The following is a 24447-nucleotide window of genomic DNA, read 5'->3' on the forward strand; positions in this document are numbered from 1 at the left end:
AATAAGCCGGATCTTTGTCTTATAATCTAAAAATCATCATTATGGACAAATTATTTGAATATGCGGCCCGTTTGCAGCAAACCGGAATCCAGTTAACGCGAATTGGCTTAATTGTGGTTTTAATCTGGATTGGCGGATTAAAAGCCTTTCGTTATGAAGCCAATGGAATCGTTCCGTTTGTTGCGAATAGCCCGTTTATGAATTTCTTCTATCATTATGATACTCCGGATTATAAAACCCATATGAATAAGGAGGGCGAATACAAACCGGACAATATAGCCTGGCATAAGGAAAATAACACCTATACCTTTTCGTATGGTTTAGGCGCTTTGATTGTTGGAATTGGAATATTGATCGCATTGTACCCTGTAGCACCCGGCGTATCGGCTGTAGGAAGTTTTCTGGCTTTTGGAATGTCATTTGTAACTTTATCCTTTCTGATTACCACACCGGAAGCCTGGGTTCCTGATTTGGGAGATGCAGAGCACGGATTTCCGTATCTGAGCGGTGCCGGACGATTGGTAATCAAAGATGCGATTATGATGGGTGCGGCATTGGTAACCATGAGTCAGGCGGCTCATCGCTATCTGGAATTAAAAAAGAAGTAAGTCGGTTAATTCCTATTCAATTTCCGGAGTCAATTGAGACGCGCTGTAAAAGACTACAAAAAATCATAAAATAAAGTACACTTTGGTAAGCTTTTTGATAGGATTTGTTTTAAATAACAATAAAAACAAAAAATTATGATGAAAAAACCTTTAACATCGTTGGTATTCGTCGCTCTATTGTCGCTCACCGCTTGTAAAAAAACAGCAAATACGGCAAAAGAAACGTCTGCTGCCGACAGTACACAAGTAACCAGAACAGTTTCGGGTATGTATGAAGGTGTTTTACCATGCGCTGATTGTCCCGGAATTGAAACAACAGTGGCCTTTAATGACGATGCCACCGTTTCGAAAACCATTCTGTATCAGGATCGGGATAAAACCAGCGAAACCGAAAAGGGAAACTGGAAATTAAACGGACCTTATGTGGAAGTTACTTTCGCGGACAATCAAAAAGAATTTTACCTGATTAAAACCGATAGTACCATTGCAGTACTCGATCAGGGCAAAAAAGAAGTACAAACAGATCTGGCATCGCATTATATTTTGTCGAAAGAAAAACCGTTGGAACCGAAAACGCTTAACGGAAACTATATTCAGGGTGAAGTTGGAAAAGGTTATTATCAGACATTATCCTTAACGAATACAGCCGATAACGAATTTGATGTGGCGGTAACTTTTAAAGCAGCAACCAAAAAAGGCTGTGAATTTAAAGGAAAAGGTGTTTTGGTTAACAACCGTATTGAGGTTAATTTAAAAGATAACAATCCCGATTTAAAAGCGATTATGACCATTTCGTTTGACGGTAAAACAGCAACAGTGTCTACTTCTAAATTTAACGAACGTTACGACCTGATGTATTTCTGCGGTGGCGGTGGTACTTTAGGTGGTGATTACAACCGGGAATAAAGAAAAAAGAACAATACGATAACAAAAAAGGAGAATTAATTCTCCTTTTTTTATTTTATGATCATTTTACGTGCTTTTTCCAAATCTTCCGGAGTATCAATTCCAATTCCAACATGGGACGTTTCGACCATCCGGATGCGTTTTCCATATTCAAGATAGCGCAATTGTTCCAGTTTTTCAGAGGCCTCTAATGAAAGCATCGGCAAACGGTAGAAATCCAGTAAGGCTTCCTTGCGGAATGCATAAATCCCGATATGTTGCCTGTATCGTACGCCCACATTTGTTTCGCGCGGATATGGTATTACGGAACGGGAAAAATACAAGGCAAAACCTTTTTGATCGACGATGACTTTTACATTATTCGGATTTTCAATTTCTTTAATATCGGTAATTTCCCGCATCACTGAAGCCAGATCAACCGCTTTTTCAGTATCGTTTCTAAAAACATCCAAAACTTTTTCCAGCGGTTCTTTGTTGATAAACGGTTCGTCACCCTGTACATTGACTACAATGTCAACGTCCATGTTTTCAACAGCTTCGGCAATCCGGTCGCTACCACTTTCGTGTTCTTTGATGCTCATAATCGCCTTACCTCCATTTGAAACAATTTCCTGAAAAATCAGATCGGAATCGGTAACCACAAAAACGTCATCAAATAAATTTGTTTGCAGCGCACTTTCGTAGGTTCTTAAAATCACCGTTTTACCGCCTAAATCCTGCATTAATTTAGCAGGAAAACGCGTTGAAGCATATCGCGCCGGAATTACAGCTATTATTTTCATAGTATGTTTTCTGTTTAAAATCTAAAAATACAAATCAATCTTCAAAATACTCGTCCTTAAAGCCAATAAGGTATAATTTGTCTTTGGCTCGTGTCATGGCCGTATACAACCAGCGAATATAATCTCTATTTATACCTTCGGGTAAATAGGGTTGTTCGATAAAAACCGTATTCCATTGACCACCTTGCGATTTATGACAGGTAATGGCATAGGAAAACTTGACCTGAAGTGCATTAAAATACGGATTGGCCTTTACTTTCTGCAATTTGCGATACTGTGTGCGCTCGTCTTCATAATCCAGTAAGACTTCCTGATATAATAAATTGGACTGTTCGTATGTTAGCGATGGTGATTCGCTTGTGATTGTATCCAGAATTAATACGGTTTCGAACGGAATCTGATTTGGATAATCGACCATTCGGATTTTTACTTTGGCAAATTTGAATCCGTATAGTTCCTGAATTTTAAAAATTTCGAGAATCTCAATAATATCGCCATTTGCGATAAAACCGGCTTCATCGGAATCCTTAAGCCAGAAATAATTGTTTTTCACCACCATCATAAAATCGCCCGCCGACAATTCGCTTTCTTTGTCCAAAATACGCGAACGAATCTGCTGGTTGTACTGATTGGCTCTTTTATTGGAGCGTACGATAAATGCGGTATCTTCGATGCTATAATTACTATAGGCCTGATGAATCGCATCTTGTATGTCATAGCCATCTGTTAATCGGATAATATCTTTAAAACCGCGTAATCGGAATTGAAACGAATCGATAAACTGCGATTTTAGAATTTCCCGTAATTCGGTGGCATTAAATAAAATTCCCGATTTTTCCTCCTGTCGCATTACTTCATCCAGCTCGATATGCTGTATTTCCATGCTGTAATTCATTGCCAGTCCGTCGATATTTAAAGCCGGACTAACGTCCATATTCACCGGTGGCAACTGCGCCGTATCCCCTACCAGGATCATTTTGCATTTATAACCCGAATAAATATAAAGAATCAAATCATCCAATAATGAACCATTTTCATACATACCCGAATCGCTATTCGCGTCGGAAATCATCGAAGCCTCGTCGACGATAAACACCGTATTTTTAAACTTATTCGGTTGCATCGTAAAATGGACGCCTCCACCACTTCCTTTTTTCGGGAAATAAATACGTTTATGAATGGTAAACGCCGGTTTTTGAGAATAATTAGAAATCACTTTTGCTGCTCGTCCCGTAGGCGCCAACAATACATATTTTTTACTAACGTCTTTCAGTTGGTTGACAATAGTAGAAATCACCGTTGTTTTTCCTGTTCCGGCATAACCTTTAAGTAGAAAAATTTCATCTTCATTTTCGTTTGTAATAAAATCGGCTATTTTCTGAAAAAAGATATCCTGTTTTTGCGTTGGCAAATAGGGAAAGTTTTGTTTTAAAGCATTATAAAATTTACCGGAATTCATGAAAACCAAAATAACATATTGAAGTTGTGAAACCCGCGTGGCTACTACAACGGAAAAGAAGTCCAAAGATACATACCTTTTTTATCCCAAATCGGTTTCCGTTGCAAAAAAAATGTAAATTTGCTATCAATTACGATTCCATATAATGTCATCAACAGCCACGATAGCTTTGAAAAACTATAAAAAATTGTCCCTTCAGGTCGCTCCAAACGGGTTTTCATTTTGTGTTACCGACACACTGAATGACCGTATTCTGGAATTACAGTCCGTTTCGTTTAATTATACCCAATCGCTGGAAGATCAATTATGGAGGACATTTGTAGACTATCCTGCGTTAACGCGGCATTATGACGACATCGTGGTTTTGCACGACAATAATTTTAGCACTTTCGTACCCAAGGCGCTTTTCGACGAAAATTTCCTGGGAAGCTATCTGCAATACAACACCAAAGTATTTGAATCCGATTTTTTTGCTTTTGATGAAATCGAGGTTCACGAAATGAATAATGTGTATGTTCCGTTTGTAAATGCGAACAATTTCCTGATTGATCAGTTTGGAAGTTTTGAGTATAAAAACAGTAATACTCCTTTGGTTTCGGCTTTGCTGGATTTATCGCGGAACAAAGAAGAAAAGCAGATTTTCGTTCATATTGAAAATACTCATTTTGAAATAATTATAACGCATAATTTAAAGTTATTGTTATTTAATTCTTTTGAGTATAAAACACCCGAAGATTTTGTATATTATCTGTTGTTTACCCTCGAACAATTACAGCTCAATCCGGAAACGGTAGCCGTAAATCTCTTGGGTAAAATAACTACGGATCATCCCTGCTATGAAATTGCCTATCGCTATGTGCGCAACATAGCGTTGTTAAATACACAAGCCTTACAAGAACGCTATTCCCTCGAAGAAAATAGTATTTTAGAAAATTTTATCCTCCTTCATTCATGAGAATAATTTCCGGAAAATATAAAGGAAGACGTATCAATCCTCCGAAAAATTTACCTGTCCGACCGACAACCGATATGTCGAAAGAATCCCTGTTTAATATATTGAACAATTATTTTAATTTTTCAGAATTACGGGTTCTGGATTTGTTTGCCGGTACCGGAAACATCAGTTATGAATTTGCGTCCCGCGGTTCCGGACCGATAACCAGTGTTGATGGTGATTACGGCTGTGTTACGTTTATCAAAAAAACGGCCAAGGAATTTGATTTTGATATTACAGCGATCAAAAGCGACGTATTTAAATTCCTGGAAAAAAGCAAAGCAACTTTTGATATTATTTTTGCCGATCCGCCATACGGAATGGAGCAAAAGGACTTTGAACGTATTGTTAGCCTGGTATTTGAAAACGAATTACTGGAAGAAGATGGTATGATGATCATTGAGCATTCTAAGCATACTCCTATTAGTCATATGGCTAACTTTTCTTTTTTGAAAAATTATGGTGGTTCGGTGTTTTCCTTTTTTGAATTGGAAAACAATGCGGAAGAAGATGTAACCGACGAGGAAGACGAATTTGACAGTTAAAATAAAAAAAGCAGACCTGTAAGCCGGATTCTGTATTCCGATAAATCGGAACCCTTATCATTTATCTAGCCCCGACATTACTGTCGGGATCCATCTGCCTACCCCTCAACAACGGACGAGCAGCCCTTAAATGTTGATATACATGGCATTTCACCGCATAGAGTTTACCTGGTTTCACTACAGCATTACCTGTACATACTTTCTGTTGCACTTGTCCTAATCCCGATAAATCGGAACTGACGGGTGTTACCCGCTATGCTACTCTGTGGTGTCCGGACTTTCCTCCCTCCGCCAAGGCGGACGACGATAAGGCGGTCTGCGGCTGCAAAGATAGCAGAATATTCGTGTTTCGGGCATTTTAAACAACAGTACTTTAACATTGCTTTATAGTCTGTTGAGAATAAAATGCTTATCTTTAAAGTGTAACCCTCAAAACTTAAATTATGATCCGTATGTATCACTATGCTACCGTTACCAAAGCTTTGGAAGAACTGACTGAAAAAGGTTTTTCAGTCGATTTTAATATTCACGAACAGGATATTATTCAAAATCCTTCCAATTACGAGATCGTTCATATTTACCGTTACGAAGGCCAAACCAATCCCGACGACGAAGCTACCGTATATGGTATTAAATCCATTACCGGAGAAAAAGGCGTATTTGTAGCCGGGCAATTGGCATCTTCCGAAAATGACATCGAAAAAGTATTAATTGACCTAAGTATAAAAGGAAGAACCGAATAGCTTGTTATCCCTTTATATTGTTAAAAACTATCTGCAGGCGGTTTTGTAATTTGCTATTTTTACCGCTATATTTGCCGTAATATAAAGTTATGGAACAATTCATCGTATCAGCCCGTAAATACCGACCGCAAACGTTTAAAGACGTAGTGGGTCAACAGGCTATTACCAATACTTTATTAAACGCGATTGACAACAATCACCTGGCGCAGGCTTTACTGTTTACAGGGCCGCGTGGCGTTGGAAAAACCACTTGCGCGCGTATTCTGGCTCGTAAAATCAATCAGGAAGGTTACGATGATCCGTATGAAGATTTTGCCTTCAATGTATTTGAGCTGGATGCGGCTTCGAATAACTCCGTTGACGATATCCGTAATCTGATTGATCAGGTACGTATCCCACCCCAAACCGGGAAATACAAAGTGTATATCATCGACGAGGTGCATATGTTATCGCAAGCGGCTTTTAACGCCTTCCTTAAAACACTGGAAGAACCGCCAAGGCACGCTATCTTTATCCTGGCAACTACCGAAAAACACAAGATCATTCCGACTATTTTGTCGCGTTGTCAAATATTTGATTTTAAACGTATTACCGTTAAGGATGCCAAAGAACATCTTGCCGAAGTAGCCAAAAGTCAGAACATTGTTTTTGAAGACGATGCGCTTCATATCATTGCTCAAAAAGCAGATGGTGCGATGCGTGATGCTTTGTCTATTTTTGACCGGGTTGTCTCCTATTGCGGAACCAATCTGACACGTCAGGCGGTTACCGAAAACCTTAACGTATTAGACTACGAATACTATATTAAAGTAACCGATTTAATTCTTGAAAACAGAATTCCGGAGTTATTACTGGCGTATAACGATATTTTGGCAAAAGGATTTGATGGTCATCATTTTATTGCCGGACTGGCTTCCCATTTCAGAGATTTGCTGGTTTGTAAAAACCCGGCGACTTTAGTATTGTTGGAAGCTGGCGAAGTAGCTCAGAATTTATACAAAGAACAGGCACAAAAAACAGCTCAGGAATTCCTATTACAAGGAATAGATATAGCAAACGATTGTGATTTAAAATACAAAAGCAGTCAGAACCAACGTCTTTTAGTTGAATTATGCCTGATGCAACTGGCCTCCATTACTTTTGATGGAGAAAAAAAAAAGCTAAGTCATACATAATCCCCCCCGATTTTTTTAGGAATAATCCGAAACCGGTCGCACCAAGTCCGGAAGGAACTGCTATTCCACAAACTCAGGCGCAACCCAATCCGGAGCCGGTACATATTCCGTCACAGGAAGTTGCAGCTACAGTTGTTCCCGTTAATCCGGAACCTGTAGCGGTAAAAATGGTTACGCCGGAGATTAAACCTATGATTGCACCTGATCTGAATGCTGAAAAGAAAGTTTCTGCTTTTTCATTGGCCAGTATTCGGGCCAAAAAAGAACTGGAAGCGCAGCAAAAAGCTAATGTGTTACAACATGACGAACTTCCGAGGGAAGCCTTTTCCGAAACGGATATGTTGTTACAGTGGAATAAATTTGCACAACGGTTGAGTGATAAGGGGCAAAAAATTATGGCTACTTATATGCAAATCAACGATCCGGTTTTGGATGCCGATGGTACGACTATAAAACTCGAGTTGCCGAACGAAGGTTCCAAAGTCGATTTTGACAGTAGTAAAATTGAACTTTTGGGTTATTTACGCGGGAAATTACACAACCACGATATTGTTATCAATGTCCACGTTAATGAAGTTGTCGAAACCAAATATGCTTTTACCACTCAGGAGAAATTCGACAAACTAAAGGCCATCAATCCGGCGTTGGAATTATTACGCAAAACATTTGACCTGGATTTATAATCTTTAGGCCTGTTTTTGTCCTAAGTTATAGGCTTTTTCCAACCATTTTTTGCGTTGTTCTGCATTCGACGTTTTTATAATTCCAAAATAAGACACTTTTACCGGTTTTACGCCACAAAACTCCAAAACAGCTTTTTTTAACTGATTCACACTTGGTTTACCGTAAACCAGCCAATAATAAAAACCCGGCTGATCCAGTGTTGTAATAATTCGGGCCGTTTTTCCGGTTAGCAATTTATCCCACCAAACGGAATCTTTACGGTAGCGAAATGCCATTCCCGGTAAAAAAAGACGATCTAAAAAACCTTTGGTAATCGCCGGAAGTCCACCCCACCAAACCGGATGTACCCAAACCAAATGATCGGCTTCTTTGATCAATTCCCACGCTTTTTGTAAATCCGGTTCCAATTCCATCCGTTTTTGATATCCAAATCGTAAATTCGGATCAAACTCCAGATCGGCTATGGTAACCACCGATACTTTTGCATCGGTTGTTTGCGCTCCTTTTAAATAGGCATCCGCTAACGCGAAATTAAAACTGTCTTTATTCGGATGGCCATTAATGATCAGTATGTTTTTCATAGCTACTATCGTTGTTTTACAGTTTAAATGTATTGATTTTAATCGTTTTATTAGTCGCTAATGCTGTTATCATTTCATTGGATTTATATAATTGATGACTAAAATAGATTCCGTCGGAAAAAGAAGTACTTCCTAATTTTTCAATATGTAAAACCGTAGCAAATGCGGTTAATTCCGATTGTCCATTATCGCTGAGTAAAACGGTTTTTGTCATCCCTTTTGTAGTAGACGCCAAGACTTCGAACGTGGTCTTATCCCCTTTTCCGTTGGCACTAAAAAGCAACCTTCTATTTTTTAACGACAAACGATCAAACAACCGAACGGATTGAAAAATACCCAACAAACGGGTTACCAATTTCGAACTATAGGTCATTTTAACCGAAACCGTCGGGATTTTCTCAATGGTATTCAGAATAAATAAATCCGGAACATCAAAATTGTAAACCTGTCGTTTTCCGATTTCAAAGGCAAAGTCGTATTTTTCGGAATCTAAAAAATGTCGGATTGTTACCGGTTGATTTTCCTGATATCGCAAAAACGGTTTGCTTACATTTTCAGCCATAAAATGCGCCGAACTTTCACCCGCTTTATCCTTTACCGAATAATACACGAATAATTCAACCTTCGTACTGTTTTCTAAATCCTGGATCAAACCGGGAACAATACCTGCCATCCAACCGGAGCTAAATACAATTTTGCTCGATAATTTCTTTTCGTTACCGGCAATCGAAAATGCCTCGGTCAAATCGGGAGTGGGTTTGGTAATGTCGATATAATCGATCTGGTTGTCGATCGCATAATACAATACATTATTCAGCTTGTCATTTACGCATAATACAATCAGGTCGATCGTCTGTTTGGAAATTTCAGACAATGTAGTATAATCCATCACATCGATAGTTAACCAATTCGCGGAATTGCTTTTTTTACGACTGCCAATAAATACGTTACAATCGGGATTTCTGGATTTTAAAATTTGGGAAATGGTCGCGCCAATCAGACCCGTTCCTCCAATGATAAGGATGTTTTTTTGCATAACTCAAATTGTTTTCTGCAAAAATATCGGAGGATTAGGGATCGGTCACCAGACATATGTCCAATAGTCGATCGTATCGGAATTTAAATTAATACCGCTTTTCGGATACGGCTCAAATGCCGTGGTGTTATTCCTAAAAACGAAGCCAGGTATTGTAATGGGATGAGTTTGATATATAAGGGCTGCAGGCGAAACAATTCTTCGTAACGCTCCTTACCCGAAAACTTCTGAAAAGAAGCGATTCTTTTTTCCAATTGTACGTATTGGGTTTCGGCCAGAATACGCCCTACTTTTTGCCAGTTACTATTCTGAAAATACAAACGTTCGAGGTCGTCCTGATGTAAAACTTCCAATTCGGTATCAAAAAGCGCCTGAATATTTTCATCCGTCGATTTTTTAGTCACAAAACTGGAAAAAGCCGACATTAATTCGTTTTCAAACGTGATGCAATTGGTAATTTCATCCCCTTCACCATTGATATAAAAAGAACGCAACGCGCCCGATTTAATAAAAACAATTTCATCACAAACGGTGTTTTCTTCGATCAGGTATTCCCCTTTTTTTAAACTTCGTTCGGTTAGGATATCGTCCAACATATCCAACTCATTGGATGTTAGGATTCCGAGTGCTTTAAATAAGGCTTTCATACGCAATAACACTTAATTATTTTTGGAGTTCCATTGACAAAATCGGAAACGGTTTTCCATTCGAATCCAAAGGTTCTCTTTTTACCGTTTTAAAACCCAGGTATTCGTAAAATCCGACTGCCTGTTCATTTTGTTCATTTACATCTACTTTTCGGGCCTTTTTTTCTGTTACTGCAAAATCCAGCAATGCCTTTCCTACTCCTTTTCCACGATAATCGGGACGGATAAAAAGCATTTCAATTTTGTCGTCGTCTAAACCTAAAAAACCGGTAATCTCGTTTTGATCACGAGTACAAAAAAGAGTTACCGCTTTCAAGTATTCCTTTAAAATCAGCGGTTTGTAGTATTGAATATCCTCTTCTGTCAAAAAAGTATGTGTCGCACGAACGGACGCTTCCCAAACTTCGGTAATTTCTACATAATCCTTAACCGAAGGTGTCTCAATTGTCATCTTCATTTTTTAAATCTTGTCGTAATACATTGCTTTTACGATACCGTCGGATAATCCGATTTTAGGTACGTAAATATTTTTGGCGCCGCTCCATTTCATGGCGTTCAGATATATCCGCGTTGCCGGGATAATGACGTCGGCACGATCCGGATTTAAACCGATTTCCGAGATGCGTTGTTCATACGACAGGGAATTCAGGTATTGGTATTGCGCATTTACATAGGCATACGACAATGGTTTTTCCTGTAATTTTCCGGAAAGTTTAAACAGTTTATTAATATTTCCACCGGAACCGATCAATGTAATATGATCATACGGTTCGGTTTGTACTTTAATCCATTTTTCAATTTCCTGCCAAACAACGTCATTTACCATATTATTAAGCAAACGAACGGTACCATTTTTAAACGATTTGGACGCGACCATTTGTCCTTCGGAGAATAACGAAAATTCGGTACTTCCACCACCAACATCTACATAAAGATAGGTCTGATCCGTTTTAATAAAATGACGTAAATCGGAAGAAGCAATAATTTTAGCTTCTTTTTTTCCGTCGATAATATTGATTTTTATATCGGCTTTTTTCTTGATGATATCAGCCACTTCCTGTCCGTTATATGCCTCACGCATAGCGGAAGTAGCACACGCCATATAACGTTCTACTTTATATACTTTCATTAACAGTTTAAACGCTTTCATTGCGTCGACCATTCGTTCGATATTGTCATCGGTAATTTCACCAACGGTAAAAGCATCCTGTCCCAAACGGATGGGAACACGAACCAGTTCACTTTTGTTGAATTGCGTCTCTTTACCGACCTGCTCCACGATATTGGTGATCAATAATCGCATGGCATTGGAACCGATATCGATAGCGGCATATTTTTTTATCGAAATCATGCTATTCTAAAATCAGGTTATAGTTTTTTTTCTACAATCACTTCCATTTGGTTGCGATAGTAATTATAGGTTTCCAATTGTGCCCGGAACATTTTTTCTTTGGGACGTTTCCGGTATTTATTTTCCAAGTTTTCCGAATGCAATCGGGCTTTTACGTTTCCTTTCCAGCCGATATTAAAGGTTTCGATTAGTTCGTTTTTAATATTCGGATCGTAAATCGGACAGGTTACTTCCACCCGGGCATCGAGATTTCGAGTCATAAAATCGGCCGACGAAATATAGACTTCCGGATCGCCTTCGTTACCAAAGATATAAATCCGCGCATGTTCCAGGTAATTGTCGACAATGCTAATGGCTTCAATATTCTCGCTCATTCCTAATACACCCGGTATTAAGGAACAAATACCGCGAACAATCAGTTGAATTTTTACACCCGCACGACTGGCTTCGTATAATTTGTCGATCATTTTAAAATCAGACAAACTATTCATTTTCAATTTGATATAAGCTTCTTTTCCTTCTTTGGCATTGTGCATTTCCCTTTCGATCAGTTTTATAAACTTCGAACGGGTATAATGCGGCGAAACGATCAGGTGCTTGTAACGATGCACGCGATAATTCACATCAAAGAAATCGAAGATACGGTTAATATCCCGTAAAATCTGCTGGTGACTTGTAAGTAGCGTCACATCGGTATAGATTTTTGCTGTAGATTCATTAAAATTTCCAGTAGAAATAAAGCCATATCTAAAGATCTTCCCTTCTTCCACGCGTTCCACCACACAAATTTTACTGTGTACTTTTAGTCCTTTAACACCAAAAATTAGTTCAATACCTTCCGTTTGCATTTGTTCGGCATATGAAATATTACTGGCTTCGTCGAAACGTGCCTGTAATTCGATCTGAACAATAACCCTTTTACCATTTTTAGCGGCATTGATTAACGAACTGATAATCTGCGAATTTTTAGCCAGACGGTATAATGTGATTTTGATAGACGTCACTTTCGGATCCAAAGCGGCTTCTCTTAGAAACTTGATCAAATAGGAAAACGACTGATAAGGCGCATTGACCAGAAAATCCTGTTGTTTGATTCGCTCCAGAATACTTCCTTCCAGACTCAAACCAACGACCGGTAATGGCGGATTTTGTCTAAAAAGCAAATCGTAGCGTCCTAAATTAGGGAAATCCATATAATCACGACGGTTGTGGTAACGTCCGCCGGGAATAAGACTATCGGTAGCATCGATTTTCATTCGGGTAAGGAAAAAAGCCAGCGTATCTTTATCGATCGATTGATCATAAACAAAACGTACCGGTTCCCCTATTCTACGGTCTTTTACACTGGTTGAAATTTTTTCGATCAAACTTTTATTCAGATCGGAATCAATATCCAGTTCGGCATCACGGGTAATTTTGATCATGTGTGCCGAGATACTTTCGTAGTCGAATATATTAAAGATACTGTGTAGGTTATAGCGGATTACATCATCCAACAGTATGATATATTGTTTGTCGTTACTGGATGGAAGTACGACAAAACGATTGATCGTTTTGGGTATTTCGACTACTGCATAACGCACCTCTTTTTTCTGAACGATTTCGGATTCTTCCAAAACTTTGGTTTTCGGATTCATCACCAGTTTTATCGCCAGATAACCCGAAGTATCTTTTAGCAATGGAAATTCATCCAGATCGTTAAGGATAATCGTCACCAATTCGGGACTTACTTTCTGGATAAAAAATTCTTTGATGAAATTTTGTTGTTCTTTATTGGTTTCGGTTTCATTAATGATAAAAATGTTCTCTTTTTCGAGCATTTTTTCAATGACACTCAGAATACGCAAACTTTCGGACTGTTGTTCGATTACAATTTCGGTAATATCTTTGAGTAATTGCTGGGCGGAAATACCACCTAAAATTTTTTCGCCGGAAATTCCTTCCATACTCAACCTACGCACAGCTGCGTAACGTACGCGGAAAAACTCGTCTAAATTATTGGAAAATATACCTAAAAACCGAAGTCTGTCTAATAGTGGAACGCTTTCGTCTGCTGCTTCCTGTAAAACTCTTGCATTAAATGCCAACCAACTTTTTTCTCTGTCGATATATCTGTTTTCGTGAGATGTCATACTTTTAATTGCCTTGGAAATAAGGTTTTTATTGTTTTCCCTTTATGGATGTCGTTCCAATCGTCTTGTTCGAAGCTAATCGAAACAAAGCCGGCCGTAGGGACATTATCGATATAAAGGTCACCAAATTTATTAACAAAATCTGTGATAGCCTCGTTATGTCCAAAAAGAATTAGGCTATCGAACCTGTTTTCGCATTTCTTTATGGCGGCTTCCAGATTTTTGCTATCAAAAGTATATAAGTCCTCTTTTATAATAACGCTTTCGTATGGAATCGACAGATTTTGCGAAAATATCATGGCCGTTTCCCTGGCGCGCTTAGCGGTACTACTCCAAACTAAAAAAGTTTTAGGCAAATAACCATTTACCTGACTAAAAATGGTATTGGCATCATTAATACCTCTTTGGGAAATGGGTCTGTCTATATCTTTACTTGGAGTTTCCCAACTTGATTTAGCGTGACGGATTAGAATTAAATTTTTCATGATGAAAAAGATTTATTCTATAAAGTACGACAAAAAAAAAGAAAAATGCCAGTGTGGAAGTATCAAAAAAATGTTAATTTGAGCATCAAACAAGCTTATTTACTAAAAAAAGGATTCCAATATAGTAACGCTATAGTATTTCAATAATTTAGGAATACTATAAACCTAAGCTAAAAAAAACAAAAGCATCCCGTATTCTATTTAGGACACTTTTGCTTTTAAATAATTTAGTTAGTTGACTTTATAAAAGAGTAATTATTAAACAACAACAAAACAAATCTAGTAATTACTTCCTAGACCTACTAAAAACCAGTCAAATAGTCCTTAAAAATAGTATAAAAGACCAACACTATTCACCCGATTAGAGCAGTATTCTGTAATGAATTACAACATATTCGCTATGAATTCAGAAAAATAAAACAAAAAAAATGTTAATTCACGGATAAAAAAAGTCGTTTTATCGAAAAACCTTACGAAAAGAACTTATCACGATTTTATTTGAATAATTTAGTATCACTGAAACACGGTCAAGCATTATTTTTATTTTAAGTAAATACCACAACGACTTAAAATACAGTACAATGTTCCGCCATACAATTCGCATGACTATTGTGATACCACTAACCTATCGCAATGCTTTATTTCCAAATCATAGCAACCTACTTTAATTAAGTCGCCACGTACTTTTTGCTTGTTATCCGGGCAATTTGTTCCATGACTTTGCATATCGTTTTTCCATAGGTGTTAGAACGCAGTTGTTTTATCGCCCGGGGAATCCTTATGCCTTTTATTTTGAAACCAACTTAATTAAATATATTGATTATGAACGCTTTAAAACAAAAAGCAGCTGTACTGTTTCTGCTATTCCTCTTAGTAGAAACGGTACATTCACAAACTTTTATATCCTACCAAGATTTAATGACAAACAATGGATATGGAAGTAAAAAAGAAGGTTCCGCTTTTGATTATGATTATGTAAAATCATTATTAAAAGGATTGCATCCTAAACTTTACATCCTTAATGGTAAAGAAAAAAACGTAACGCAGGGTAATTTGTATTATGCCGAGGTTGATGCGGCTTCATTCAGGCAATTGCTCGCGATGGAAAACATCGGTTCATTGGAAATGCTTACCCTTAAGCTCAGTGCCAATGACGCAGCGAGAATCGATACAACAGCACTTGAAAAATTCAAGAGTCTGAAGTACATCTATGTAATCTGTGATTTTAAATGCAATCCGGATTATATCAAAAGCCTGTTTCTAAATAATCGTCGTGATTATTTAATCATCTACTCGATATCCATACCCAGTTAAGTTTTACTAAAAGTCATCAGATTATGAGAAACTTTACCCAATTAAGTAGTATCATATCGGCGACAAACACCAGACTATTGCTCACCTCTTTTTTGATGTTAACAGCCATAGGTGTGTTTTCGCAAGTTCGGGTTCCGTTTACCCAGCGTACCTCTCAATATTCACCAACCAAAAAGATTTACAATATCCAGGGCGATTTTACCATGATCGGGAACACCAACCTGACACTGGTAAATTATGGGGACAACACGAACAACAGTAACAACGATATGCAATATGTAGATGTAGACAGTGATCCAAACACGCTGAATTCATCCTCCGCAACACTAAACTTTTCGACCGAAAACGGTGCGATTCCTAACTGTTCCAAAATTATTTATGCCGGACTGTATTGGTCGGCCCGAGCTTCCAATGGCAGTTCCAGTCCCGATACTTTTTCGGTAACTAAAAATTTTCCGGGCGCACCGCAGCCTGTAAACAGCAATCAGACCGTTGGCCATAATGGTGCTATTACCAATTCGCAATATACGATGAGTGTTTCGCGTCAGGGGAATAACAACAGCTATTATGTGCGCTATGATTTTAATGGCAACGGAAATACGGTTCAATTCGAATTCCAGAATGCCACACCTTACATCCGCTATCGCGTTAACAGCGGAAACTGGATCAATCCGACAAATCAGGTTGTGACGAATAACGGAAATACACGTGTGGTCACTTTTGATCCGGTTACCGTATATACCGAATCCGGAGGGATAACCCTTACCGTAAACGGTTTGGAACGCGACTCCCGACAAAACCAGTCGACAGCTCAATACCAGTCGACTTCGTTTGCCTATACCAACGTTAGCGGAAGCATTTCAAGCACCGTTAGCGTGACCAAAAACTTCAACAAAAGAGAGGTTTTATTAAAGGGTCCGGGTGCTTCGGGTTATACACCGGTTACTGCCAATACCAATGATATTTATTATCCGAATTCCACCGATGATTTTATTTATTCCGCCTATGCCGAAGTAACCGATTACGTAAAACAATACGGATTGGGTGATTACACCGTTGCCGATGTTGCGATGGTAGAAGGCAACGGAGGATCTGTAGGTTATTATGGTGGTTGGGGAATCATTGTGATTTATGAAAACTCCAAAATGAAATGGCGCGATGTAACCGTTTTCGACGGACACGCCTATGTGAGTGGAAGCAACACCACCAGTTTCGAATTACCGGTATCCGGATTTAACACCGTTCAGACCGGTCCGGTTAATCTAAAACTCGGCTTAATGGCCGGTGAAGGTGATCGTGGTATCAGCGGGGATTATTTCAGTATCCAAAAACAAAGCGATAACAGCTGGCTGGATCTGAATCATTCCGGAAATACAACCACAAACTTTTTTAATTCATCGATACTCACCGGTGGCAACACCCGTAATCCGAACCTGTTGAACAATACCGGTTTGGATATCAGTATGTTTACGATTCCGAATTCGGGAAACAGTGTTATCACAAACAATCAGACGTCAACCAAATTCCGGTACGGAACCACGCAAGACACCTACTCTATCTTTACGATAGCCATGTCAGTCGACGCCTATGTTCCGCAACCTCAGGGAATTTCGTCCGTTACTACGATAAATGGTAATCCTGTAAGCGGACCGTTAACCGTTTTACCGGGACAGGAAATCGAGTTTAAAATAAAAGTTTTAAACGAAGGATCGGAAGCCATCAATAATGCAACCGTAGAAATTCCGGTGCCTTTTACCGCGAGTTACGTAAATGGTAGTGCTTCGGGCAATATCCTATTTAGCCCGGCTCCGAGTCCAAATACCGTATCGTTTAACCCATCTCAAGGTGCAAACGGCTCTATTATCTGGAATATCGGAACACTTCCGTTACCGGCCAATCCATCGGATGTTTTAGGTGAACTTACATTTAAATTAAAAGCAACCGAAGATTGTAGCATACTCAAAAATACGCACTGTAGTCCGGCGATAACGATATACGGTTATATAAACGGTGTCGGTGCTATTTCAGGGGTTGCTGTTACGACCAAACCGTTTATTCAGGGTTATACGGCTTCTGGAATATGTCAGGGCGAACCTATAAAAGATCCGTTGACAATAAGCATCAATTCGCAGGATTATGTAAACAGTCATTGTCAGAATACACCGGATGAAATTGTATTTAATTTTTGTAATGCTTCCGGTAGTATTGCGGTGTCACAAGTGAGCGGAGCGTTTCCTCCGGGAACCCGTTTTTACAACAGCTATCCGGTTGGTTCCGGCACCGTCGAATATACCGCTTCTAATCCGTTTCCGGCTACTGTAGGAACACAAACCTATTATGGCATTCCTCCGGGAAGTACCGATTGCTATTACACCTTTAAAATTAGTATTGCCACAAGCCCTGTTATTACAGCTCCGGCCAACTATACGCTCGAAGGTTGTAGTACCGGTTCCATAACTGGTCTGGTATATAGTGCGACACCGGTTAGCATTAGTCTGGCTCAATTTTTAGCCGCGGGCGGAACCACAACAAACCAATCGTTAAACTATACCATCACCTACGCCGATACCCAATCCGGTACTTGTCCGTTGGTTGTGACCCGAACTTTTACGATTAGTACCGCTTGCGCAGCGAATCAGCATTTTATACAACAGATTACTATAAAAGATACTACTCCACCGGTACCACCAACTCCACCGGCTGCCATAACCGTAGCCTGCGGTAGCGCTGTTCCGGCAATGATTAGCCTAACAGCCAATGATAGCTGTTCCGGTGCCATAACCGTTCAAGGTGTAGATGTAACCACTCCGGGAAATTGTCCGAACTCCTATACCATTGTTAGAACCTGGACCTTTACTGATGCCTGTGGCAATTCATCTAGTGTATCACAAAACATTACTGTAAACGATAACGTTGCTCCAGTAGCACCAACTCCACCGGCTGCTATAACTGTAGCTTGCGGTAGCGCTGTTCCGGCGATGATCAGCTTAACAGCAACCGATAGCTGTTCCGGTCCAATAACCGTTCAAGGTGTGGATGTGACTACTCCGGGTAACTGTCCGAATTCCTATACTATTGTTAGAACCTGGACCTTTACCGATGCCTGTGGTAATTCATCCAGTGTATCACAAAACATTACTGTAAACGATAACGTAGCGCCAGTTGTTCCAACTGCTCCGGCTGCCATAACTGTAGCCTGCGGTAGCGCTGTTCCGGCAATGATAAGCTTAACAGCCAATGATAGCTGTTCCGGTCCAATAACCGTTCAAGGTGTGGATGTGACTACTCCGGGTAATTGTCAGAATTCGTATACTATCGTAAGAACCTGGACCTTTACCGATGCTTGTGGAAATTCATCCAGCGTATCACAAAACATAACTGTAAACGATAACGTGGCGCCAGTAGTACCAACTCCACCGGCTGCTATAACTGTAGCCTGCGGTAGTGCTATTCCGGCGATGATTAGCCTAACTGCCAATGATAGCTGTTCCGGTCCAATAACCGTTCAAGGTGTCGATGTAACCACTCCGGGTAACTGTCCAAACTCTTATACTATCGTAAGAACCTGGACCTTTACCGATGCCTGTGGTAATTCATCAAGTGTATCACAAAACATTACTGTAAATGATAACGTAGCGCCAGTAGTACCAACTCCACCGACAGATATTACACTTTCTTGCGGTGGTGATGTTCCGGCGATGATTAGCCTAACAGCAACCGATAGTTGTTCCGGTTCGATTACCGTTCAAGGTCTGGATGTGACTACTCCGGGTAATTGTCAGAATTCGTATACTATCGTAAGAACCTGGACCTTTACCGATGCTTGTGGAAATTCATCCAGCGTATCACAAAACATAACTGTAAACGATAACGTGGCGCCAGTAGTACCAACTCCACCGGCAGCTATAACTGTAGCCTGTGGTAGTGCTGTTCCGGCGATGATCAGCTTAACAGCAACCGATAACTGTTCCGGTGAAATCAAGGTACAAGGTGTAGATGTGACTACTCCGGGTAGTTGTCCAAATTCTTATACTATTGTAAGAACCTGGACGTTTACAGATGCTTGTGGTAATTCATCAAGTGTATCGCAAAACATTACTGTAAACGATAACGTTGCTCCAGTAGTGCCAACTCCACCGGCTGCTATAACCGTAGCTTGTGGAAGTGCTGTTCCGGCGATGATTAGCCTAACAGCTAATGATAATTGTTCTGGTGCCATAACCGTTCAAGGTGTCGATGTAACGACTCAAGGTAATTGTCCGAATTCCTATACTATTGTAAGAACCTGGACCTTTACCGATACCTGTGGTAATTCATCAAGTGTATCGCAAAACATTACTGTAAATGATAACGTTGCACCAGTAGTTCCAACTCCACCGGCTGATATCACACTTTCTTGTGGTGGCGATGTTCCGGCGATGATCAGCTTAACAGCTAATGATAATTGTTCCGGTGAAATTACCGTTCAAGGTGTCGATGTAACGACTCAAGGTAACTGTCCGAATTCGTATACTATCGTTAGAACCTGGACCTTTACCGATGCCTGTGGTAATTCATCGAGTGTATCGCAAAACATTACTGTAAACGATAACGTTGCTCCAGTAGTGCCAACTCCACCGGCTGCCATAACCGTAGCCTGCGGTAGCGCTGTTCCGGCGATGATTAGCCTAACAGCAACCGATAGTTGTTCCGGTTCGATTACCGTTCAAGGTGTAGATGTAACCACTCCGGGTAATTGTCCGAACTCCTATACCATTGTTAGAACCTGGACGTTTACTGATGCCTGTGGTAATTCATCAAGTGTATCGCAAAACATTACTGTAAATGATACCATCGCACCAGTGGCACCAACCGCTCCGGCAGACGTAACTCTTTCTTGTGGCGGCGATGTTCCGGCGATGATTAGCCTAACAGCTAATGATAATTGTTCCGGTGAAATCACTGTACAAGGTGTAGATGTGACTACTCCTGGTAATTGTCCGAATTCCTATACTATTATAAGAACCTGGACCTTTACCGATGCCTGTGGTAATTCATCAAGTGTATCGCAAAACATTACTGTAAACGATACCATAGCACCGGTAGTGCCAACCGCTCCGGCAGATGTTACGCTTTCTTGTGGTGGTGACGTTCCGGCAATGATTAGCTTGACAGCTAATGATAATTGTTCCGGTGAAATCACCGTTCAAGGTGTCGATGTTACGACTCAAGGTAACTGTCCGAACTCGTATACTATTGTTAGAACCTGGACCTTTACCGATGCTTGTGGTAATTCATCTAGTATATCGCAAAACATTAACGTAAATGATAATGTTCCACCAGTTGTTCCAACCGCTCCGGCAGATGTTACGCTTTCTTGTGGTGGTGACGTTCCGGCAATGATTAGCTTGACAGCTAATGATAATTGTTCCGGTGAAATCACCGTTCAAGGTGTAGATGTTACGACTCAAGGTAACTGTCCGAATTCCTATACTATCGTTAGAACCTGGACCTTTACCGATGCCTGTGGAAATTCATCAAGCGTATCACAAAACATTACTGTAAATGATACCGTTGCACCAGCGGCACCAACCGCTCCGGCTGATATCACACTTTCATGTGGTGGCGATGTTCCGGCGATGATTAGCCTAACAGCAAATGATAACTGTTCCGGTGAAATCACTGTACAAGGTGTAGATGTAACGACTCCGGGTAACTGTCCGAATTCCTATACTATCGTTAGAACCTGGACCTTTACCGATGCTTGTGGTAATTCATCTAGTATATCGCAAAACATTAACGTAAATGATAATGTTCCACCAGTTGTTCCAACCGCTCCGGCAGACGTAACTCTTTCTTGTGGTGGTGACGTTCCGGCGATGATTAGCTTAATAGCTAATGATAATTGTTCAGGCGAAATCACCGTACAAGGTGTAGATGTTACAACTCAAGGTAACTGTCCGAATTCCTATACTATTATAAGAACCTGGACCTTTACCGATGCTTGTGGAAATTCATCAAGCGTATCGCAAAACATTACTGTGAATGATAATGTTCCACCAGTGGCACCAACTGCTCCGGCTGATATCACACTTTCTTGTGGTGGTGATGTTCCGGCGATGATCAGCTTAACAGCTAATGATAACTGTTCCGGTGAAATCACGGTACAAGGTGTAGATGTAACGACTCAAGGTAACTGTCCGAATTCCTATACTATTGTTAGAACATGGACCTTTACCGATGCTTGTGGAAATTCATCAAGCGTATCGCAAAACATTACTGTGAATGATAATGTTCCACCAGTGGCACCAACTGCTCCGGCTGATATCACACTTTCTTGTGGTGGTGATGTTCCGGCGATGATCAGCTTAACAGCTAATGATAACTGTTCCGGTGAAATCACGGTACAAGGTGTAGATGTAACGACTCAAGGTAACTGTCCGAATTCCTATACTATCGTAAGAACCTGGACCTTTACCGATGCTTGTGGTAATTCATCTAGTATATCGCAAAACATTAACGTAAATGATAATGTTCCACCAGTTGTTCCAACCGCTCCGGCAGACGTAACTCTTTCTTGTGGTGGTGACGTTCCGGCGATGATTAGCTTAACAGCTAATGATAATTGTTCAGGCGAAATCACCGTACAAGGTGTAGATGTTACGACTCAAGGTAACTGTCCGAATTCCTATACTATCGTTAGAACCTGGACCTTTACCGATGCCTGTGGAAATTCATCAAGCGTATCACAAAACATTACTGTAAATGATACCGTTGCACCAGCGGCACCAACCGCTCCGGCTGATATCACACTTTCATGTGGTGGCGATGTTCCGGCGATGATTAGCCTAACAGCAAATGATAACTGTTCCGGTGAAATCACTGTACAAGGTGTAGATGTAACGACTCCGGGTAACTGTCCGAATTCCTATACTATCGTAAGAACCTGGACCTTTACCGATGCTTGTGGTAATTCATCTAGTATATCGCAAAACATTAACGTAAATGATAATGTTCCACCAGTTGTTCCAACCGCTCCGGCAGACGTAACTCTTTCTTGTGGTGGTGACGTTCCGGCGATGATTAGCTTAATAGCTAATGATAATTGTTCAGGCGAAATCACCGTACAAGGTGTAGATGTAACGACTCCGGGTAACTGTCCGAATTCCTATACTATCGTTAGAACCTGGACCTTTACCGATGCCTGTGGAAATTCATCAAGCGTATCACAAAACATTACTGTAAATGATAACGTTGCACCAGTGGCACCAACCGCTCCGGCTGATATAACCGTAGCCTGCGGTAGTGCTGTTCCGGCGATGATCAGCCTAACAGCTAATGATAATTGTTCAGGCGAAATCACCGTACAAGGTGTAGATGTTACTACTCAAGGTAACTGTCCGAATTCCTATACTATCGTTAGAACCTGGACCTTTACCGATGCCTGTGGAAATTCATCAAGCGTATCACAAAACATTACTGTAAATGATACCGTTGCACCAGCGGCACCAACCGCTCCGGCTGATATCACACTTTCATGTGGTGGCGATGTTCCGGCGATGATTAGCCTAACAGCAAATGATAACTGTTCCGGTGAAATCACGGTACAAGGTGTAGATGTAACGACTCCGGGTAACTGTCCGAATTCCTATACTATCGTAAGAACCTGGACCTTTACTGATGCCTGTGGTAATTCATCAAGCGTATCACAAAACATAAATGTAAATGATACCGTTGCGCCAGTAGCACCAACCGCTCCGGCAGAGGTAACTCTTTCTTGTGGTGGTGATGTTCCGGCGATGATCAGCTTAACAGCTAATGATAACTGTTCCGGTGAAATCACGGTACAAGGTGTCGATGTTACGACTCAAGGTAACTGTCCGAACTCGTATACTATCGTTAGAACCTGGACTTTTACTGATGCCTGTGGTAATTCATCGAGTGTATCACAAAACATAAATGTGAATGATAACGTTGCTCCAGTGGCACCAACCGCTCCGGCAGACGTAACACTTTCTTGTGGTGGTGATGTTCCGGCGATGATGAGCCTAACAGCCAATGACAGCTGTTCCGGAGACATTACGGTACAAGGTGTGGATGTAACAACTCAAGGTAATTGTCCGAATTCTTATATAATTACAAGAACCTGGACCTTTACCGATGCCTGTGGCAATACGTCCAACAGCATCCAGATCATAACCGTTTCAGATGACAGTGCGCCAACGCTAACATCAACACTTGATACTGAAGTAAATGCCGATTGTGCCAATATTCCACCGGTTCCGGAACCAACATTTGCCGATAATTGTAGCGGTACGGTAACGGTTGAATATAACGAAACGACAGCCAATCAAACCGCGCAATCCTATAGTATTATTCGTACCTGGACCGTAAGTGATGTTTGCTTTAATACACAAACCTATACACAAACTGTCAATGTTACGATTAATAATCCGCTTACAGTAGTATCAAAAGCGATTTGTATTAAGGATGAACCTGTTAATCTTTTTAGTATCTTACCGGAGGGAACGCCTCAGGATGGCACTTGGTCAACTACAAATGCCGGAGCAGCATTAGAAGGCAGTATATTTAGTCCTAATCAGGTCACATTAGGGAATTATATTGTTCGCTATACCATTTCAAATGGAGACTGTCCGCGTATTTTTGAGATCAATATAGAAGTACACGACAGATGTATTGTACTACCAGCCTGTTCTATAAATGTCTATAATGCCGTATCGCCAAATGATGATGGTTATAATGATGTCTTTTTTATAGACGGAATTAGCTGTTATCCACAAAACAATGTTGAAATTTACAACAGATGGGGTATATTAGTATTCAGTACAGATGGTTACGATAATACAACCCGGGTATTCCGGGGCGTATCGGAAGGACGTGCGACCTTTAATAAAGGAGCCGAATTACCCGATGGCACTTATTTTTATATTTTGAAATATAAAAACGAAAGTGGTACCGAATATACTAAAACGGGCTATTTATATCTTAACCGATAGTAGCAATAG

General features: G+C 40.3%; 18 protein-coding genes and 1 other RNA gene. 9 read left to right on the top strand and 10 right to left on the bottom strand.

All coding sequences use genetic code 11. The annotated features are described in order from the left end of the window. Window positions 1-41 precede the first annotated feature (41 nt). Complete coding sequence (locus AAFN64_RS08405) at window positions 42-608, top strand: DUF417 family protein (protein ID WP_347760107.1); 567 nt, start codon at window positions 42-44, stop codon at window positions 606-608. Between the two features lie 135 nt (window positions 609-743). Continuing rightward, window positions 744-1514, top strand: a complete 771-nt coding sequence (locus tag AAFN64_RS08410) for a copper resistance protein NlpE (protein ID WP_347760108.1) — start codon at window positions 744-746, stop codon at window positions 1512-1514. A gap of 50 nt (window positions 1515-1564) precedes the next feature. Here the strand turns inward: AAFN64_RS08410 and kdsB are convergent, their stop codons facing one another. Together kdsB and AAFN64_RS08420 are read right to left on the bottom strand one after the other, a co-directional pair. Then, complete coding sequence (gene kdsB / locus AAFN64_RS08415) at window positions 1565-2296, bottom strand: 3-deoxy-manno-octulosonate cytidylyltransferase (RefSeq protein ID WP_300491264.1); 732 nt, start codon at window positions 2294-2296, stop codon at window positions 1565-1567. Window positions 2297-2330: 34 nt separating this feature from the next. After that, the gene (locus tag AAFN64_RS08420) at window positions 2331-3755 is read right to left on the bottom strand and encodes an AAA family ATPase (RefSeq protein ID WP_300491273.1); all 1425 of its coding nucleotides are present in this window, start codon (window positions 3753-3755) and stop codon (window positions 2331-2333) included. A gap of 145 nt (window positions 3756-3900) precedes the next feature. Between AAFN64_RS08420 and AAFN64_RS08425 the strand changes: the two genes are divergently transcribed. Continuing rightward, window positions 3901-4710: a DUF3822 family protein gene (locus AAFN64_RS08425; RefSeq protein ID WP_347760109.1), complete on the top strand. Its 810-nt coding sequence runs from the start codon at window positions 3901-3903 to the stop codon at window positions 4708-4710. Continuing rightward, window positions 4707-5294 carry a 16S rRNA (guanine(966)-N(2))-methyltransferase RsmD gene (gene rsmD / locus AAFN64_RS08430; protein ID WP_300491268.1) on the top strand — a complete coding sequence of 196 codons (588 nt, stop codon included), beginning with the start codon at window positions 4707-4709 and terminating at the stop codon, window positions 5292-5294. The genes AAFN64_RS08425 and rsmD overlap by 4 nt, the downstream gene beginning before the upstream one ends. Before the next feature lie 3 nt (window positions 5295-5297). Here rsmD and rnpB read toward each other — a convergent pair. Beyond that, window positions 5298-5617: RNase P RNA component class A (gene rnpB, locus AAFN64_RS08435), an RNA gene on the bottom strand. Between the two features lie 120 nt (window positions 5618-5737). Here rnpB and AAFN64_RS08440 point away from each other — a divergent pair. The 3 genes from AAFN64_RS08440 (at window position 5738) to AAFN64_RS08450 (ending at window position 7895) form a co-directional block, all read left to right on the top strand. Further along, on the top strand, window positions 5738-6037 hold the full coding sequence (locus tag AAFN64_RS08440) for a hypothetical protein (RefSeq protein ID WP_300485292.1): 300 nt from the start codon (window positions 5738-5740) through the stop codon (window positions 6035-6037). A gap of 89 nt (window positions 6038-6126) precedes the next feature. Then, the gene (gene dnaX, locus AAFN64_RS08445; RefSeq protein WP_300485290.1) at window positions 6127-7212 is read left to right on the top strand and encodes a DNA polymerase III subunit gamma/tau; all 1086 of its coding nucleotides are present in this window, start codon (window positions 6127-6129) and stop codon (window positions 7210-7212) included. 191 nt (window positions 7213-7403) lie between these two features. Further along, the gene (locus AAFN64_RS08450; RefSeq protein ID WP_300485288.1) at window positions 7404-7895 is read left to right on the top strand and encodes a DNA polymerase III subunit gamma/tau; all 492 of its coding nucleotides are present in this window, start codon (window positions 7404-7406) and stop codon (window positions 7893-7895) included. Between the two features lie 3 nt (window positions 7896-7898). Here the strand turns inward: AAFN64_RS08450 and AAFN64_RS08455 are convergent, their stop codons facing one another. From AAFN64_RS08455 to AAFN64_RS08485, 7 genes are all read right to left on the bottom strand, one after another. Further along, on the bottom strand, window positions 7899-8477 hold the full coding sequence (locus AAFN64_RS08455) for an NAD(P)H-dependent oxidoreductase (RefSeq protein WP_347760110.1): 579 nt from the start codon (window positions 8475-8477) through the stop codon (window positions 7899-7901). A gap of 16 nt (window positions 8478-8493) precedes the next feature. Then, entirely contained in the window at window positions 8494-9513 is a 1020-nt protein-coding gene (locus AAFN64_RS08460; protein ID WP_347760111.1) for an NAD-dependent epimerase/dehydratase family protein, read from the bottom strand. Between the two features lie 83 nt (window positions 9514-9596). Beyond that, window positions 9597-10160, bottom strand: coding sequence for a Crp/Fnr family transcriptional regulator (locus AAFN64_RS08465; RefSeq protein ID WP_300485280.1), 564 nt, complete (start codon window positions 10158-10160; stop codon window positions 9597-9599). A gap of 16 nt (window positions 10161-10176) precedes the next feature. Continuing rightward, the gene (locus tag AAFN64_RS08470; protein WP_347760112.1) at window positions 10177-10617 is read right to left on the bottom strand and encodes a GNAT family N-acetyltransferase; all 441 of its coding nucleotides are present in this window, start codon (window positions 10615-10617) and stop codon (window positions 10177-10179) included. Between the two features lie 3 nt (window positions 10618-10620). Continuing rightward, window positions 10621-11511 (bottom strand): exopolyphosphatase, encoded by an 891-nt coding sequence (locus tag AAFN64_RS08475; protein WP_300485277.1) that lies wholly within the window; start codon window positions 11509-11511, stop codon window positions 10621-10623. 17 nt (window positions 11512-11528) lie between these two features. Further along, window positions 11529-13643, bottom strand: a complete 2115-nt coding sequence (gene ppk1, locus AAFN64_RS08480) for a polyphosphate kinase 1 (protein WP_347760113.1) — start codon at window positions 13641-13643, stop codon at window positions 11529-11531. After that, entirely contained in the window at window positions 13640-14128 is a 489-nt protein-coding gene (locus AAFN64_RS08485; RefSeq protein WP_347760114.1) for a histidine phosphatase family protein, read from the bottom strand. Before AAFN64_RS08485 ends, ppk1 begins: the two co-directional genes overlap by 4 nt. 822 nt (window positions 14129-14950) lie before the next feature. Between AAFN64_RS08485 and AAFN64_RS08490 the strand changes: the two genes are divergently transcribed. Both AAFN64_RS08490 and AAFN64_RS08495 read left to right on the top strand, forming a co-directional pair. Next, on the top strand, window positions 14951-15442 hold the full coding sequence (locus AAFN64_RS08490) for a hypothetical protein (protein WP_347760115.1): 492 nt from the start codon (window positions 14951-14953) through the stop codon (window positions 15440-15442). A gap of 23 nt (window positions 15443-15465) precedes the next feature. Continuing rightward, window positions 15466-24438, top strand: coding sequence for a gliding motility-associated C-terminal domain-containing protein (locus AAFN64_RS08495; RefSeq protein ID WP_347760116.1), 8973 nt, complete (start codon window positions 15466-15468; stop codon window positions 24436-24438). Window positions 24439-24447 lie beyond the last annotated feature (9 nt).

This window comes from Flavobacterium sp. CAU 1735 (assembly GCF_039888695.1).
Classification (GTDB): Bacteria; Bacteroidota; Bacteroidia; order Flavobacteriales; family Flavobacteriaceae; genus Flavobacterium.